The sequence below is a fragment of the Cytobacillus sp. FSL R5-0377 genome, assembly GCF_038004385.1.
Classification (GTDB): domain Bacteria; phylum Bacillota; class Bacilli; order Bacillales; family Cytobacillaceae; genus Cytobacillus.
On the sequence record NZ_JBBORA010000001.1, the window covers coordinates 254,430 to 270,606 of the forward strand.

16 protein-coding genes are annotated in these 16,177 nt (G+C 40.9%); 13 read left to right on the forward strand and 3 right to left on the reverse strand.

Going from position 1 to position 16,177, the window contains the following annotated elements; genetic code table 11:
- The first annotated feature begins 73 nt into the window (after positions 1 to 73).
- The 5 genes from NSQ49_RS01285 (at position 74) to NSQ49_RS01305 (ending at position 4,797) form a co-directional block, all read left to right on the forward strand.
- Positions 74 to 1,422 (forward strand): IS1182 family transposase gene (locus NSQ49_RS01285; RefSeq protein ID WP_159871978.1). Its coding sequence is split into 2 segments (ribosomal slippage): positions 74 to 638 and positions 638 to 1,422, totalling 1,350 coding nucleotides; the frame shifts between segments, so codons are not numbered across the junction.
- A gap of 193 nt (positions 1,423 to 1,615) precedes the next feature.
- Positions 1,616 to 2,128 (forward strand): mismatch-specific DNA-glycosylase, encoded by a 513-nt coding sequence (locus NSQ49_RS01290; RefSeq protein WP_159867527.1) that lies wholly within the window; start codon positions 1,616 to 1,618, stop codon positions 2,126 to 2,128.
- A 178-nt stretch (positions 2,129 to 2,306) separates the two neighbouring features.
- Positions 2,307 to 3,272 carry a S8 family peptidase gene (locus NSQ49_RS01295; RefSeq protein ID WP_159867524.1) on the forward strand — a complete coding sequence of 322 codons (966 nt, stop codon included), beginning with the start codon at positions 2,307 to 2,309 and terminating at the stop codon, positions 3,270 to 3,272.
- On the forward strand, positions 3,269 to 4,078 hold the full coding sequence (locus tag NSQ49_RS01300) for an endonuclease I family protein (protein WP_159867521.1): 810 nt from the start codon (positions 3,269 to 3,271) through the stop codon (positions 4,076 to 4,078). Before NSQ49_RS01295 ends, NSQ49_RS01300 begins: the two co-directional genes overlap by 4 nt.
- Positions 4,079 to 4,479: 401 nt before the next feature.
- Positions 4,480 to 4,797 (forward strand): MGMT family protein, encoded by a 318-nt coding sequence (locus NSQ49_RS01305; RefSeq protein WP_251283818.1) that lies wholly within the window; start codon positions 4,480 to 4,482, stop codon positions 4,795 to 4,797.
- A gap of 45 nt (positions 4,798 to 4,842) precedes the next feature.
- Here NSQ49_RS01305 and NSQ49_RS01310 read toward each other — a convergent pair whose 3' ends face one another.
- Positions 4,843 to 5,100: a YpbS family protein gene (locus NSQ49_RS01310; protein WP_159867515.1), complete on the reverse strand. Its 258-nt coding sequence runs from the start codon at positions 5,098 to 5,100 to the stop codon at positions 4,843 to 4,845.
- Between the two features lie 263 nt (positions 5,101 to 5,363).
- Between NSQ49_RS01310 and dacB the strand changes: the two genes are divergently transcribed.
- Entirely contained in the window at positions 5,364 to 6,848 is a 1,485-nt protein-coding gene (dacB, locus tag NSQ49_RS01315; RefSeq protein ID WP_159867512.1) for a D-alanyl-D-alanine carboxypeptidase/D-alanyl-D-alanine endopeptidase, read from the forward strand.
- Between the two features lie 54 nt (positions 6,849 to 6,902).
- Here the strand turns inward: dacB and NSQ49_RS01320 are convergent, their stop codons facing one another.
- Positions 6,903 to 7,436, reverse strand: a complete 534-nt coding sequence (locus NSQ49_RS01320; RefSeq protein ID WP_159867509.1) for a YceI family protein — start codon at positions 7,434 to 7,436, stop codon at positions 6,903 to 6,905.
- 203 nt (positions 7,437 to 7,639) lie between these two features.
- Between NSQ49_RS01320 and NSQ49_RS01325 the strand changes: the two genes are divergently transcribed.
- The 4 genes from NSQ49_RS01325 to NSQ49_RS01340 all read left to right on the forward strand — a co-directional run bounded on the left by NSQ49_RS01325 (position 7,640) and on the right by NSQ49_RS01340 (position 12,804).
- Positions 7,640 to 10,216, forward strand: coding sequence for a DEAD/DEAH box helicase (locus NSQ49_RS01325; RefSeq protein ID WP_159867506.1), 2,577 nt, complete (start codon positions 7,640 to 7,642; stop codon positions 10,214 to 10,216).
- A gap of 19 nt (positions 10,217 to 10,235) precedes the next feature.
- Positions 10,236 to 11,078 (forward strand): deoxyribonuclease IV, encoded by an 843-nt coding sequence (locus NSQ49_RS01330; RefSeq protein ID WP_396398731.1) that lies wholly within the window; start codon positions 10,236 to 10,238, stop codon positions 11,076 to 11,078.
- A gap of 186 nt (positions 11,079 to 11,264) precedes the next feature.
- On the forward strand, positions 11,265 to 12,257 hold the full coding sequence (locus NSQ49_RS01335) for an LLM class flavin-dependent oxidoreductase (protein WP_251283816.1): 993 nt from the start codon (positions 11,265 to 11,267) through the stop codon (positions 12,255 to 12,257).
- An 85-nt stretch (positions 12,258 to 12,342) separates the two neighbouring features.
- Positions 12,343 to 12,804, forward strand: a complete 462-nt coding sequence (locus NSQ49_RS01340; RefSeq protein ID WP_159867497.1) for a CoxG family protein — start codon at positions 12,343 to 12,345, stop codon at positions 12,802 to 12,804.
- Between the two features lie 38 nt (positions 12,805 to 12,842).
- On the opposite strand, the gene NSQ49_RS01345 is transcribed toward NSQ49_RS01340, so the two are convergent.
- Complete coding sequence (locus NSQ49_RS01345; RefSeq protein WP_236566260.1) at positions 12,843 to 13,325, reverse strand: ribonuclease H-like YkuK family protein; 483 nt, start codon at positions 13,323 to 13,325, stop codon at positions 12,843 to 12,845.
- Between the two features lie 250 nt (positions 13,326 to 13,575).
- Between NSQ49_RS01345 and NSQ49_RS01350 the strand changes: the two genes are divergently transcribed.
- From NSQ49_RS01350 to NSQ49_RS01360, 3 genes are all read left to right on the forward strand, one after another.
- The gene (locus NSQ49_RS01350; protein WP_159867492.1) at positions 13,576 to 14,019 is read left to right on the forward strand and encodes a YndM family protein; all 444 of its coding nucleotides are present in this window, start codon (positions 13,576 to 13,578) and stop codon (positions 14,017 to 14,019) included.
- A 175-nt stretch (positions 14,020 to 14,194) separates the two neighbouring features.
- Positions 14,195 to 15,556, forward strand: a complete 1,362-nt coding sequence (locus NSQ49_RS01355; RefSeq protein WP_159867472.1) for a DEAD/DEAH box helicase — start codon at positions 14,195 to 14,197, stop codon at positions 15,554 to 15,556.
- Positions 15,557 to 15,579: 23 nt separating this feature from the next.
- A complete protein-coding gene (locus tag NSQ49_RS01360) occupies positions 15,580 to 16,164 on the forward strand; it encodes a branched-chain amino acid aminotransferase (RefSeq protein ID WP_251283815.1) in 585 nt (194 codons plus the stop codon).
- Positions 16,165 to 16,177: the final 13 nt, after the last annotated feature.

The window sequence follows — 16,177 nt, forward strand, 5'->3', positions numbered from 1 at the left end:
TATCATTAACTTTATTAATTCACCGCGTTAATTTGATATAATATAATTAATTTTACTTAGGATGGTGGATGGCATGTTCAAACCGAAAAGAGAATCACAAAATGAAGCGGAATTTGTTTTTATTGAAGATTTAGTCCCTGAAGATCATCTTTTAAGAAAAGTTGATAAGTACATAGATTTTTCTTTTATCGGGGAGAAAGTCCGTCCCTTCTATTCAGAGAATAACGGGCGTCCTTCGGACCCCATTATGCTTTTTAAGATGATGTTCATTGGTTACTTTTATGGCATCCGTTCAGAACGACAATTAGAACGGGAAGTACAGATGAATGTGGCGTACCGATGGTTCCTTGGCTTGAAGCTCAATGATCCTGTTCCGGACCATTCAACCATCAGTTGGAACCGGCGAACTCGTTTTAAAGATACAAATATTTTTCAAGAGATCTTTGATGAAATTGTCCATCAAGCCATTAGTCATAAAATGGTCGGTGGAAGAGTTTTATTTACTGACTCCACTCACCTTAAAGCGAATGCAAACAAGCACAAATTCACTCGTGAAGAAGTAGAAATTGAAACTCGGGAATATATAGATGAACTTAATAAAGCTATTGAGGAAGACAGGTCAAACCACGGAAAAAAGCGCTAAAAGAAAGAGAGGAGGTGACAGAGACCAAGGAAATCCGAAAAAGTACAACCGATCCAGATTGCGGATTCATGTCCAGGGAAAATAAGCAGGAAATGTTCTGTTACTTAGACCACCGAACAACGGATATGAAGTTCAATATCATAACGGATGCCTATGTTACTCCTGGAAATGTCCATGACTCTATCCCTTATCTTTCTAGATTGGATCGTCAGATCGATCGTTTTGGATTTAAAGTAGAGGCAGTGGCACTCGACTCAGGTTATTTAACGAATCCCATTTGTAAAGGGCTTCACGACAGAAGCATTTTTGGTGTAATTGCCCATCGGAGATATCAGCCGACCAAAGGATTATTTCCAAAATGGAAGTTTACCTATCATAAAGAACAAGATATCTATGTTTGTCCAAATGGCCAGAAGCTAGTTTATCGCACAACAACAAGAGAAGGGTACAGAGAGTACAAGTCTGATTCTAAAAAGTGTTCAGAATGCCCACTCCTGAAGGAGTGCACAAGGTCAAAGAACAAACAAAAGGTCCTAACACGCCATGTGTGGGAAGAATTTAAAGAGAAAGTGCGCCTAAACAGACTCTCCCTCTCCGGAAAAATTCTTTATAAATATAGAAAAGAGAAAGTTGAGCGAAGCTTCGCAGATTCAAAAGAACTGCATGGGCTTCGCTATTGCCGGTTACGGGGATTGCACAATGCGAGTGAGCAAGTATTACTCACCGCAGCGTGCCAGAATATGAAAAAGATCGCCACTCACCTAGCCAAGCTAGGATAATTGTGGCGATCTATTGTTTTTCCATAAAAAAAGCCTATTTTTAAGTCAGTAATTGAGAAAATAAAAAAAGCTTGTGGAAAAATCATACCTTTCTCCACAAGCTGAAGAGCCTTAGAGGGCTCTTTTTTGTTTTGTTTAGCATCCCGTTTTAGGTAAAATAATCAGTAGCTTCCAAAATCGAAAGGATGGTTCTATGGGGCCTATTAAAGATTACTTAAAAGAAAACCTTGATTTACTTTTTGTCGGCTTCAATCCAAGTATTCGATCTGGAGAGACGGGTCACCATTTTGCAAACCCAAATAACCGCTTTTGGAAAATTCTTCATGAATCAGGCATAACTCCCCGTAAATACAATGCAGCAGAAGATTATAAATTATTGGATCTGGGCTATGGAATGACAAATATCGTAGCAAGGCCTACTAAAGCAGCTGATGAAATAACCAGGGAAGAATATAAAGAAGGAAGAGCAGAGCTGATAAATAAAATTTCTGAACTTAAGCCAAAAGTCGTTTGCTTTGTTGGAAAAGGCGTATATCAGGAATACAGCCGCAAAAAAAAGCTGCCATGGGGAATTCAGGAGGAATCTGTAGTTCCCGGCACTATTGACTTTGTTGCACCTTCCTCTTCAGGACTTGTGAGAATGAAAATCGATGAAATCATTCAAATCTATGCTGAGATCCCGAAGCTGTTAAAAACTCTGAGATAGCGATTTGATATAAAACCGACTGCCATTTATAGTCCATATTTCACAAATTCTACCTTTTTATTATTACAAATTCTATTAAATATCACTACCATTGATACTGTTATTAAGTAGTCAGAATTGTTAAAATGTAATTAGCATCAGGAACCGGCTTTAATTAATCTCTTAAGGAGGGAAAGAAATGGAGCAATCTGTTCGTGTCATTCCTTATAAGGTGATTCAGCAGGAAGAGGATGTTAATGAAGTTCCAAGTGGCGTGGAGTTGATTCAAGCGCCGAAGGTTTGGAGCGAATCAAAAGGAAAAGGAATCAAAGTAGCTGTACTGGACACGGGGTGCGACATTAGCCATCCTGATCTGAAAGACCGTGTAGTAGGCGGCCGTAACTTTACTGACGATGATAACAGCGATCCGAATAGTTTCAAGGACTATAACGGCCACGGAACACATGTGGCAGGGACTATTGCTGCACATGAAAATGATGCCGGTGTTATTGGGGTGGCTCCTGAAGCTGATCTTCTTATTGTAAAAGTCTTAAATAAAGATGGTTCTGGACAATACGAATGGATTATCAATGGCATCCATTATGCTATCGAGCAAAATGCAGATATCATCTCCATGTCCCTAGGCGGCCCAGCTGATGTTCCTGAACTCCATGATGCGATTAAAGCTGCTGTAGATAAGAATATCCTAGTAGTATGTGCAGCAGGAAATGAAGGGGATGGGGACGACTCTACCGACGAGTTTGCTTATCCAGGCTGCTATAACGAAGTGATTAGTGTAGGCGCTGTGAACCTCAAAAGGGATTCTTCCGAATTTACAAACTCTCATAATGAAATAGATTTAGTGGCGCCGGGAGAAGGGATACTATCCACCTTTCTGGACGGCAAGTACGCAACCCTCAGCGGTACGTCAATGGCCGCTCCGCATGTTTCTGGGGCTTTGGCCTTAATCAAGGAATTTGCAAACAAGCAGTTTGAAAGAAAGCTTACAGAACCCGAGCTTTATGCCCAATTGATCAGAAGGACGGTTCCGCTTGGCAACTCTCCAAAACTTGAAGGAAACGGACTCGTTTATTTAACCGTTCCAGAGCATTTAGCCGGAATTTTTGAGCAGGAGTTCAATTCAACTGCTCTTAATGCCATATGAGCAAAGTGAATAGTATAACTGCGGAATGGGCAGAGGCTCAGTCAAGGTATATTGAAAGTGTACAGAATGAACCCTATTATAATGCTGAAGAGGATATTATTAATCAAGAGAATTACTATGGCACCCTAGATTTTGAGAAAGAGGATCTTCCGTTAAAGGTTCACGATCTGCTGGTTCGCACCCATGACCGGCACTTGGATTACTCACCTCACCAATACGTATATCCCTGGGTGGACCTGCAGGAGAACCTGAAGCTTAAAAGTTTGTATTCAGGTAAGGGGATGGACCCTCTCAAAGCCATAGACCAGGATCTCAAGCTTCTGCAGACGATTCGTGAAAGAGGCTTACACAGCAATGGAAGAGAACTATTTAACACCGAGCATGTCGTCCCGCAATCATGGTTTGAAGAAAGACAGCCAATGAAAGGGGATCTCCATCATCTTTTTGCCTGTGAGCCGGCATGCAATAGTATGAGAAGCAATTTTCCCTACTTTGACTTTGAAGCCTATGTCCCGGAAATAGGGGCGGCGGGAGTCAGAAGCGGATGCGGAATGGCAGAACAGGAGAAGTTTGAGCCGGAATATGGAAAGGGGATTGCCTCAAGAGCTGTATTCTATTTTGCTGTCAGATATAAAAAAGAACTTTTATTGGACGAGAAGATGGATATGCAAACTTTGCTGAAATGGCATGAAGAAAATCCGGTGACTATATATGAAAAGCATCGAAATGCTGCCATTCAAGCTCTCCAGGGGAACAGAAACCCATTTATTGATTTTCCTGAGCATGCAAAGAAAATGCTAGGATAGTGAACAAACCCGTCTGAACAAAGGCGGGTTTGTTTTCTATTTGAAAACTCTATTCAAATTAGCACCCTGACAAAATTTGGTGATTTATGTTACGATTAGGTTAACTAAATCCCACAATTACTTCATTAAATATTAATAGCGAGGTGTCAAAAGTGTCTAAAGAAATAATGTATATCTTAGTTATGGTATCTATGGCTATATGGATCACCGTATCTAGAGAAGCTGTAAAACCCTCAAAAGAGATAAATTGGCGGAAAATGATTACATTACTGTCAGCAGGGTCTTTATCAGCATTAATTATTACTATAACGCTTTTTCAAAGCCTGCCGTTCTGATGCAGCAGATGAACTCTTCAATAAACCCCAACAGAGCAGAATAGAAACAATAAGAGGAGCTTTCACATGCAGCCATTTACAGAAAAAGTAATTAACATCATTCAAAACATCCCAACAGGAAAAGTCATGACCTACGGACAAATTGCAAGGCTGGCCGGGAGTCCGCGAGGAGCAAGACAGGTGGTCCGGATTCTTCATACCCAAAGTGAAAAGCATCAACTTCCATGGCATCGGGTTGTGAACGGGAAAGGGGAAATTGGATTCAAAGACGAAGAGTTGCATAACAGGCAGAGAGATCTGCTAGAAAATGAAGGAATATACTTTCAGCTAAATGGATCGCTTGATTTAAAGACGTTTGTCCATGAACCATCAAATCAAAGTTAAAAACGTGCATTCATGGAATACACGTTTCAATATGAGAAAAAGCACCTATTTAGTTTTTAATGCGTATTCCTCAATCATATCAGCTGTTACATACTTTCTTGCAGGTATTATGCCCTGTTTGGATAATTCATTAATCTCAGCAGTTACTTCATTTATCTTATCCGCCGTAAAAGGAAGACCTCTTCTGCAAAGATCCAAAGCTTGTTCGATATAATACTCTCGCTGTTCATCCAAGGCAGCAAACCTCGTGATGATCTTATTCTGCTTTCCCACATGTTCAGATATTGCTTTATGTACACTCATTTGTTCCACCCCTTATAAAATTCACGTAATATTATCATACCATTTTTTCTGCTAGATTTTTAAGAATAAATATTCTTACTTGAATAATATTTAATATAGAAAAAAATAGGAAATATCAGCTATCCCACATAACTTATCCTAAGGAGAATAAAATAGGTAAATAATCAAAAAAATGATTCTTTTTCCTCATTATGGAAATAAAGGGAACTCACCTTTCTTAGAAGAAAAGGTAATGAAACAAAATGGAAGGTGGTTTAACACAGATGAAAAAGAGTGTAAAAATACATATCAGTTTATTGCTGGTATTTATGCTGGCACTTGTCCCTCTAACCCAGCCCGAATCTCCTCAGGTTCAGGCAACAGAAGAAGGAAGCGATCTTGTCCAGCAGCTGAATCAAATGCTTAATAATGATCCAATTCTAAAGGGGGGACTTGCAGGAGTCAGCATCCGCAATGCAGAAACCGGTGAGCTTGTATATGACCATATTGGGGATGTTCGTCTAAGACCGGCTTCTAATATGAAGCTTCTAACAGCAGCTGCGGCTTTAGAAACACTGGGAGAGAATTATCAGTTTACAACAGAACTTCTTCACACAGGTTCAATAAAAGGAAAAGCACTGCAGGGTGATTTGATCTTAAAAGGGAAAGGCGACCCAACTCTTTTAAAGAAAGATTTTGATTCATTTGCTGTTAAGGTGAAGGAAGCAGGCATCAAAGTTATTCATGGGAGCCTGATCGGTGATGATACCTGGTATGATGATGAACGCTACTCAACCGATTTGTCATGGAGCGACGAATCCTGGTATTATGGCGGGCAGGTCTCAGCACTTACTGCCTCTCCAAATGAGGATTATGACGCAGGCACAGTTATTGTGGAGGTTTATCCCGGAGAAAAAGCCGGACAGGAGCCGGTTGTAAAAATGGTGCCGGAAACAGACTACATAAAAATCGTCAATAAGGCGAAAACCGTCTCTAAAGGAGAAAAGAAAGATATTCATATAGAAAGGGAGCATGGAACCAACACCGTTACAATCGAAGGAAATATTCCAGTTGAAGGAAGCCGTTCAAGGGAATGGATTGCAGTATGGGAGCCGACTGGCTATGCATTGGATCTATTAAAGCATTCTCTCGCTGAACAAGGCATTAAATTAAAAGGGCAGACAAAAGCAGGCACTGCCCATGAAGGAGCAAAGCTGTTGCTTGAGCATAAATCCATGCCCATTAAAGAGCTTCTCATTCCATTTATGAAATTAAGCAATAATGGCCATGCTGAAACGTTAATCAAGGAAATGGGCAAGGCAGTCAAAGGGGAAGGCAGCTGGGAAAAAGGATTAGAAGTGTTGGAAGAACAGGTGAAAGCCTTTGGCATCAATAATGAAACTCTCGTGCTTCGTGACGGATCAGGGATTTCACATGTAAACTTAATTCCGGCAAATGAAATCTCCAAGCTGCTTTTTGAAGCCCAGGACAAAGAATGGTTCTCCTCTTATTTAAAGTCATTGCCGATTGCCGGAGAGACAGACCGGATGGTAGGGGGAACTCTGAGAAATCGCATGAAAAACTCCAATGCAGCCGGGAACGTCAAAGCAAAAACAGGTTCCATCTCCACAGTCAGTTCGTTATCAGGTTATGTTAAGACAGCAAGCGGGGAAGAGCTCATTTTTTCCATTATCCTGAACAACTTAACCGATGGCGATGAAGGAAAGGTTATAGAAGATCGAATTGCCACGCTGCTGGCAGATCAATAAACTGCAAAAAGGGCAATATACCGTTTCAATGGTATATTGCCCTTTTTATATGACTTACTCTGCTTTTGCTGCCTGTATTTGAAGATCGATTTTAACTTTATCTCCTACAAGGACACCCCCAGTTTCAAGTGCAGAATTCCAGGTTAAGCCGTAATCGCTTCGTTTAATGGCCCCAGCAGCTGTAAAGCCGACTTTTTCGTTGCCCCATGGATCTTTGCCTGATCCTTCATATGTGACAGCAAAGGTTTCCAATTTTGTTACTCCATGAATCGTAAGATCGCCTGATACTTCATATTCATCGTCACCCTTGCTGATAATGTTTGTTGAAGTGAATGTCATTTTCGGGTGATTTTCAACATCAAAGAAGTCTGCAGAACGAAGGTGATTATCACGGTCTTCGTTTCGTGTATCCACACTTGAAAGTGCAACATTGAATGTTATATCAGCTGTTGTCAAATCTGCAGGATCTGCTGTAATTTCAGCATCAAAGCTATTAAAGCTGCCTTTCACGTTTGCAATCATCATATGCTTGATAGAAAAATCCACACTGCTGTGTGCCGGATCAACTGCCCATTTTATATTTGCCATTTCTTTCTCCTCCTAAGTTCGCAACTTGTCTTGAATTCAAGATGTTTTAATTCTAAACAAATTATATGCCGCTTCGAGTTTTATGTCAATGATATTTTTTGAAAAGATGGTAAAATGAAGACTACTTAAATTTTCAACATCATACATAACCTAAGTCATAATGATTACATCATTTATCAATGATGTTTAAAGGGGAACGGATCATGAATCAGCTTGAACATATATACAATAATGCTGAAGAGCATACAAAAATAAAAATTCTCGAGGATGTCGACCGTTATCTGGGCAGTCAGGAATCGATGCCCTCTTATAAGGAATATCTTTCGGAAAGATTTCATTATATTGATCAAATCTGGGTGAATGTGTGGCTGAATAAAATCACCGCCAAAATATCCAAGCAGGAAAAAAAGAAATATTTAAATGAGAAAGGGTACGACACCGAAAATGTTGACAGGAAAATAATCAATCACCTGTTCCGGACTGAAATGAGGGACTACCAGCCTTTTAACAGCTTGGAATGGCTTAATGACTTATTTGAAAGTAATGATGAGGCTTGGTCTGAGCGCTATGAAAAGGCAAGAGCTCATTATCTGCAGAAAGCAGAAGAAGAGCTTCTTCAGCGAAAAAAATACTTAATTCGTGACAATATCGAAAAGAGCATAGATGCAATTATTGAAAAAGATTATAGCCTTCTTTATCTTCATGTGAGATATTTGGCATCAAAGCAGCTGGTCTCAGATATGAAAAATAAAATAAGGTATCATAAGGTGGATACCTTCGCGCTTGAAGAAAAGCTTGAGGAAACTGGCTGTTTTAATGCTGAAGATTATACTGTTTTGGGAGAATTTTTCGAGGAGCTGACAGGGAATATTCATAAAGCCTTGCATTGGGGAAAAGGCTACTTTGAATATGAAACATATTACTATGTTTATAAAACCCATATATCAGGATTTATTTCTGACTCTCTGCAGACACTCATCCTGCAGAACCTTCCGCAGCATCTATTCGAAGAATATGAAGATGCATATAATAAACCCCTGACTGGGAAGTCTGTGAAAAAGCTGATTGCCCATACTCTTCAGAATCTTAATGATAGCTTTTTTGAAACCATTCAGGAGGAATATGTTGAAGATTTATTTAAGCTTGCCGATATTCCATTTGATCCTGAAGTGCATCAGGAACAACTAGAGAAGGATATTGCAGACCGGGAAAGAAAAAGAGCAGAGGAACTGGCTGAACAGCAGCGGAAGAAAGAGGAAGAAGAACGCATGCTCGAATATATTTTCAGGCAGGAATATAGTCCTTCAGTGGAACGGGCCACAAAATATGTTCTTCATATTGGAGAAACCAATACCGGGAAAACCCATCACGCCCTTGAAGGCATGAAATCTGCCAGCAGCGGACTGTATCTGGCGCCTTTAAGGCTTTTGGCACTCGAAGTATATGATAAATTGAACCGCGATGGTGTGCCCTGTTCCTTAAAGACCGGGGAAGAGGAGAAGACAGTTGCCGGTTCACATCATCTATCGAGCACGGTAGAGATGTTCTACGAAAAGGATCATTATGACGTCATTGTTATCGATGAATCACAGATGATTACGGATAAAGACAGAGGATATTCCTGGTATAAAGCCATAACTAAGGCAAATGCCAATGAGGTCCATATTATTGGAAGCCGAAGTGCCAAAAGCATGATGCTGCAGCTTCTTGGCGACGCAGATATTGAACTGAATGAATACAGCCGGGATATTCCTCTTGAAGTTGAAGCAAAGGAATTTAAATTTAACCATGTCCGAAAGGGAGATGCCCTTATCTGTTTTTCAAGAAAAAGAGTGCTTGAAACCGCCTCAAGGCTTCAGCAGGAAGGGCATTCCGTCAGCATGATATATGGAGCAATGCCTCCAGAAACCAGAAAAAAACAAGTTCAGCGTTTTATTAATGGGGAAACTTCCGTCATCGTTTCTACAGATGCCATTGGTATGGGACTTAACCTGCCTATCCGGAGAATAGTGTTTCTGGAGAATGATAAATTTGACGGAACGAAAAGAAGGACCCTTACATCCCAGGAAGTGAAGCAAATTGCCGGGAGAGCAGGACGAAAGGGTCTTTACAATATTGGAAAGGTTGCTTTTACAAAAGATATCAAAAGAATGAAAGCCCTGCTTGAAATGGAAGATGCACCAGTACACAGCTTTGCCATAGCCCCAACCAATACCGTATTTGAAAGGTTTCAAAGGTATTTCAGGGATCTTGGGACATTCTTTGAGCTCTGGGATAAGTTTGAGAGCCCAAGAGGAACAAAAAAAGCGGCATTAACAGAGGAGAGGGAACTATATGAAAGGATAAGGGGCACAGAAATTGAAGCCAAGCTTGGCTTAATGGATCTGTATGGCTTTCTCCACCTGCCTTTCTCTAAAAAAGAAAATGATCTTGTCCGCCAATGGGAAGAATCGATGTATGCCATTATTTACGGGGAGGAGCTTCCAGAGCCTAGAATCAAGAACCGGAACCTCGAAGAGCTGGAATTGACCTACAAGGCGATAGGCCTACATTTGCTGTTCCTGTATCGGCTAGAGCAGAGAACCGAAGCATTATATTGGGAACGATTAAGGGAAGAAATCAGCGACCATGTTCACGAAAGATTAAAGACCGATATTAAAGAGCTCTCAAGAAAATGCAGAAAGTGCGGCAAGAAGCTGCCATGGGAACACGAATACCAGATCTGTGATGAATGTCATTCTTCGCGTTCCAGAAGAAGATACAGTTATTATAGAAGGTAATAAAACGGATGGGATATGGATGTTATTTGGCTGTCATGTAAGCATAAGGAATGGTTATTTAGGAGCGGGCAAGGCTGCAAAGGCCATGAATGCGTCTGCCTTTCAGTACTTTCCAAAGAATCCAAGAAGCTTGATTGTAAAGGACTTTAATCAAGAGGATGCAGCTCTTTGCAAGGCTTACTGCAAAGAGCATGACATCTTTTCGATTGCACATACTCCATACCCAACCAGCCTGACACCCAAGCCGGAGAAGCAGGAACTGACGGTAAAGTCTCTGCTGAATGACCTTGAAATTGCCAATGCATGCGGCTCGGCAGGAGTGGTTGTCCATTTCGGAAACCCAATCAGCAGCAAGGATCCGCTTGCAGGCTATCAATTAATGATCGAAATGCTTAATCAAATCCTTTCCCGCAGTGAAGAACAATGCCTAATCCTCCTTGAGAACACTGCTGGCTATCCTGGGTCAATGGGTACCACAATGGAGGAGCTTGTACAGGTTCGGAACCTGTGTGAACACCCTGACCGGATTGGCTTTTGCCTGGATACTTGCCACGCCTTTTCAAGCAATCTCTGGAATGGAGAAAATCTTAAAGAATTTCTAAAAAAAGGGGAAGAGCTTGGCTACTTCGAGCATCTTAAAGCCATTCACTTTAATAATTCCAAATTTCCGGCAGGCTCCGGCAAGGATAGACACGCCAATATTTTGAACAATGGCTTTATTACAGAGAAACAATTTGATCAGTTTGTCAAAGCTGATCCCTTTCGAAAAATGCCTTTCATCCTGGAAACACCTTCGGACGAAGGACTTGAACATCATGAAGAAATAGAACTTCTCATTCATAAATGGGGAATTCTGCAATAAACGAAGGAGCCTGCTGTTTAACAGCAGGCTTTAATGATGCCGGTATTAATGCCATACAGCAGTCTTCATGTTCATTGAACTTTTTCTTATGAAGAATAATATCTTTCGAATTAAATTCTACTCACTTATCAAATTCGATGCTTGTTAAATGGCGGAGAATTAAAATGGCGAAAGAGGGTATAAACAGTGAAACTAAGCATTTTAGACCAGTCACCCATTTCCTCGGGATACTCAGCCAAAGAAGCACTGGAAGCTTCAGCAGAGCTTGCACAAACAGCAGAGAAGCTGGGCTTCACAAGATATTGGATTGCAGAACATCATCATTTATCCGGCTTTGCCAGTTCTGCTCCGGAAATCATGCTGAGTTATATCGGTGCAAAGACCAAAAAAATACGGATTGGTTCAGGTGCCATATTGCTGCCATATTATAAGCCATACAAAATCGCGGAATTGTTCAATATGCTTGCTGCCTTGTTTCCCGGAAGAGTGGACCTGGGAATCGGACGAGCACCAGGAGGATCGGCAGAAGCGTCCATGGCACTCTCAGATAATTTCCTAGAAGGTGTACGCCAAATGCCTGAAAAGGTGAAGGAGCTTCTTCAATTTTTAAATAATGACTTTCCTGATAACCATATGTTTGCAAAAATATCAGCTTCACCTCTGCCGGAAATCCGCCCGGAACCCTGGTTACTGGGAACAAGCCTGAAAAGTGCTTTAATGGCTGCAGAATGTGGAACTGCTTATGTATTTGGCCATTTTATGAGTGAAAAAGATGGAGAAGATATCATAAAGCAATATAGGAAGAATTTCATTGCTCGGGGAACTTTACAGACACCAAAAGTTATATTGACTGTCTCGGCAATATGCGCTGAAACAACACAGAAAGCTGAAGAGCTGGCACTCAGCAGTATACTTTGGAAAATAAAAGCAGAAAACAATGAAGGCACTGAGGGGATTCCTTCGATTGAAGAAGCAAAGAACCATTTTAGCAGGCTGGGTATGGAGCCAATTATCAATAGAAAGCACGATATCATTGGTAGTCCTAAAGAGGTTACCGAGCAGCTGAAGGATATGAAGCACAGGTACCAAGCAGATGAAATCATGATTGTAACCCTTGTTCACCAATATGAGGACCGTTTGCGTTCATATGAGCTTATCGCCAAAGAATTAATTAAATAAACTAAAAAATAATGAATCTCCCCTGGTTCGTTTGAATACATATTCATGGAAACCAACTTATGAAATTTACAAAAGGGGCGGTAACATGGCAAGCTGCATACATCAGGCAGAAGTAAACATTCCGATATCGGCAATATGGAACTTTGTCAGCAATATCGGAAACTGGGCACCATTAGTGCCTGGATATATTGCTCATGAGGTACTGAATGACAAAGAGTCGACGTGGAGCTTTAAAACCGATATGGGGATCATTAAGAAGAAAATTGAATTAAAGGTAGATATAACAAGCTGGCAGGAGCCAACAAAGGTTACCTTTCAATTAACGGGACTGAATGAGAAGTTTTCAGGTCATGGTTATTTTCTTGCAGAGAAGAGCGGGAATAAGAAGAATATTATAACAGGATCACTTGAGATATCAGCAGAGGGCATGATGGCTAAAGTAGCTAACTCTTTGCTTAATACATCACTTCCTGAAATTACTGCGGAACTGACAGAGGCTGTGGCATTAAAGGCCGAGCAGGAATACAGGGAGCATGCTGGAGTATAATTTGCCTAATAAAAAGAACTCATTTGCCTTGAGTTCTTTTATTTCGTATATCGATTTGCGTAGCTGGAGGCGACGAATGCTTCCGGCTTTATTTTTGGCTCGAGACCGATTGATTGGATCCTCGACACCATTTCTTTCACAAATTCCCTTGTTTTATTTCGTTTTCCAGAGCCGATGTCCATATGCCCTTCCATCGAAAATGATCCGCCTTTATAAAGGAACGGCAGAACTATTTCAATCATTTTGTCTTTGCAATCATCTGTAAACAGCGAGACCACTTCTTCTGTCAGGGAGGTTTCATAGGAGATTCTCTCATGAAGATGCAGCATTTTCCTTGGTATTACCGTTTTTCGAATACATGCCCAGGCGCCTTTTCGCTGATTTTGTATGACAATACCGGTTATAAAAACGGTGCGATTGTAATGCACCTGTGAATCTGTTCCAATCATCAATCTGAAGTTTCCATCAGGATTCCTCTTCATAAAGAGTAAAATACGGTTGAATACCTGCTCAAATGTCATATTCCTCTCCTGAAGATTTTGAAATGTATATTCAGCATTCACCTATTATCACCACATTAAGTATTTTGTCTCGGAGTAACACTCTTCCACAACCTTTAACAATAATGTAATCCTAGTTACTGCCATTATATTGCCGGACACTGAACAAGTTGTTTACTTTTTTGAAAAATTTTGTATTAGTCCCGGTGAACAGAAAATGAATGGGAAACACCATGTTGATAAATGCTAAAGAAAAGGAGGAGGTGTTCCTATGAACAATACACTTATTTTAATACTTAAACTGGCATCTGCCCTGATTGCCTTTGCCATTGCGCTTGATTTATTTTTCGATGCGACATTCGCCGAAATTCTCTCTTTCAGTATTCTGGTAACAGCTATGTCGTATTTGCTTGGAGACCGCATTATCCTCCCGCGGGTTGGAAACCGGAATGCCCTTATTGCTGACTTTTTCTTAGTTTATGCATCCGTTTGGGTGTTTGGGAGTGTGCTGCTTAACAATTACTTGCAAATCGCATGGGGGAGCATCATTTCAGCAGGTATAATCACCCTTTCCGAAGTTTTTGTACACAGATTCCTTGTAAACAAAATGGAAATTAGAGAAGAGCAAGGGGGCGGCCAATCTGCTCTCAATTCGCGCCTGGCATACGGGATGGAAATGGCCGAAGAGAGAGAGCCTACAAAGGACTGGGAATAATTTTCTGTATGTTATGAAAGCCCGCTGAAGGCCTTTTGGCCTGAAATGGGCTTTTTATTTTGAAATAGCCTTTTTTAAAATTTCGCCTATAGAATGCTTGCTATTTTGCGGCTAAACACACAATATAAGTAAGGGCATAATTAATACAGAACTAGAAAAGAAAGTAGGGTTATACTTGCAGGAATTTATAAAACTTGGCATTTCAGAAGAGCTAACCGGCGTCCTCATGCAAAATGGAATAGCCAAGCCAACACCTATTCAGGCTCAGGCGATCCCAGCTGTTATGGAAGGAAAGGATGTAATCGCCCAGGCTCAGACAGGAACAGGCAAGACATTGGCATTTATTCTGCCTATACTCGAGAAAGCGGAATCGGATGCCGGCCATATTCAGGCTCTGATTGTCACACCAACAAGAGAACTGGCATTACAAATAACGGACGAGGTACTGAAGCTGACGAAAGACAGTGATCTGGAAGTCTTAGCTGTCTATGGAGGACAGGATGTAGATAAACAGCTGAAAAGGCTGAAAAAGAATATCCAGATTGTGGTGGGGACACCCGGCCGGCTGCTGGACCATATTAAACGAAAGACGATTGATTTATCAGAAGTGAATTTTTTAGTTCTGGATGAAGCCGATCAAATGCTGCATATAGGCTTTCTAGATGAAGTTGAGAGAATCATTAAAGAAACGCCTGACAAAAGGCAGACAATGCTTTTTTCAGCAACAATGCCGGCAGAAATAAGAAAACTGGCAAACAAACATATGAAAGAGCCTCAGTATATCCAAATTGAGAAAACACAGGGGCCAGCCCATTCAGTTAAACAAATAGCAATACATACTGTCGACCGCGCCAAACAGGGTACGCTGATACAGCTGATCCAAACCCATAGACCATTTTTAGCCGTGATCTTCTGCCGTACAAAACGAAGAGTAACTAAATTATATGAAGTGCTGAAAGCGAATGGTTTTGATTGCGATCAGCTTCATGGGGATATATCACAATCAAAACGCGAACAAGTAATGAAGCGATTCAGGGATGCGGAGATACAGCTGCTGATTGCTACGGATGTAGCTGCTAGAGGGCTGGATGTTGAAGGGGTCACACATGTGTTTAATTATGATATTCCACTCGATCCTGAAAGCTATGTGCACCGCATCGGGAGAACCGGCCGGGCGGGCATGAAGGGGCTTGCCATCACGTTTTATTCTTCTGCAGACAAGCCGCTCCTTGAAGAAATCGAAAATGGGCTGAAAATAAAAATCCCTAAGCAAAACATTGGCAATAGCAACGACGATCAACAACCTGACGCAGCACCTAAAAATAAGAGGCATGATCCCAAACGACAAACTTCCGCTGGCAAAAGAAATGACAGAAGAAAAGGCAGACAATCACAATCAAGGGATGATAAGTTTTCCCCTAAAAAGGGGAAAAGAGGGGAAAGCAGTTCATCTCGAACAGGCCGCACAAAAACCCAAGGGAAAAAGAAGCACTCTCCCAATGCTTCAAGAAATTCATCAAAGAATCGGGGAAGGTAAATATACTATAGGAGGAGAGCAATTTGTTAAAAGAACGGATGAGAAAGCACTTGCTAGAACAGCCTGCCGAGCTTTATAAAGAAGAAAAGGAATATGCCCAAAAGCTTAGTCTGCTGCAGAATGATGCATCAGAAATTAAAAATCCGGGAGATCGTTTTAAGGATGCTTATATTGAAAGAGGAGATAAAGAAACAGAGGAAGTTCTCGGACAGGAACCGGCCAGCTTTTTGGATCAGCCAATAAGCTACTTCAAAAATCATATAAATGAATTTTTGTACTTGGAGTCGAAGTGGTTTGACCTGATCGGAGCGGATGCTGTTTCCTTTGAAACAGATGATGTTTTTGGCAACTATGAAATAATGCTGGGACTGAAGCTGCCAAAAAAAGCGGAATCAGCTATAAAAGCATTTATAAATGAAAATACTCTTACTAGTACACCAAAATTCAGCCTGATGTTCAGCCCTCAGGATGGGCTATGGGATTTTAATTTTTCATTGAATGACCTTCAAGGCTTTAAAGAGGAACTAACTATACAAGATGCCTATCTGTTGGTCTATAACTTCCTTTTTAACCTTGTGTCAGAAGTGGAAGATACCCGCAATAAATAAATTTTTGTAGCCA

Excerpts from the sequence above, each read along its gene's own strand:
- NSQ49_RS01330 (WP_396398731.1), top strand. The coding sequence starts at position 10,236 with ATGTTATTTGGCTGTCATGTAAGCATAAGGAATGGTTATTTAGGAGCG.
- NSQ49_RS01325 (WP_159867506.1), top strand. The coding sequence starts at position 7,640 with ATGAATCAGCTTGAACATATATACAATAATGCTGAAGAGCATACAAAA.
- NSQ49_RS01340 (WP_159867497.1), top strand. The coding sequence starts at position 12,343 with ATGGCAAGCTGCATACATCAGGCAGAAGTAAACATTCCGATATCGGCA.
- NSQ49_RS01345 (WP_236566260.1), bottom strand. The coding sequence starts at position 13,325 with ATGACATTTGAGCAGGTATTCAACCGTATTTTACTCTTTATGAAGAGG.
- NSQ49_RS01320 (WP_159867509.1), bottom strand. The coding sequence starts at position 7,436 with ATGGCAAATATAAAATGGGCAGTTGATCCGGCACACAGCAGTGTGGAT.
- NSQ49_RS01290 (WP_159867527.1), top strand. The coding sequence starts at position 1,616 with ATGGGGCCTATTAAAGATTACTTAAAAGAAAACCTTGATTTACTTTTT.
- NSQ49_RS01310 (WP_159867515.1), bottom strand. The coding sequence starts at position 5,100 with ATGAGTGTACATAAAGCAATATCTGAACATGTGGGAAAGCAGAATAAG.
- dacB (WP_159867512.1), top strand. The coding sequence starts at position 5,364 with ATGAAAAAGAGTGTAAAAATACATATCAGTTTATTGCTGGTATTTATG.
- NSQ49_RS01300 (WP_159867521.1), top strand. The coding sequence starts at position 3,269 with ATGAGCAAAGTGAATAGTATAACTGCGGAATGGGCAGAGGCTCAGTCA.
- NSQ49_RS01305 (WP_251283818.1), top strand. The coding sequence starts at position 4,480 with ATGCAGCCATTTACAGAAAAAGTAATTAACATCATTCAAAACATCCCA.
- NSQ49_RS01350 (WP_159867492.1), top strand. The coding sequence starts at position 13,576 with ATGAACAATACACTTATTTTAATACTTAAACTGGCATCTGCCCTGATT.
- NSQ49_RS01295 (WP_159867524.1), top strand. The coding sequence starts at position 2,307 with ATGGAGCAATCTGTTCGTGTCATTCCTTATAAGGTGATTCAGCAGGAA.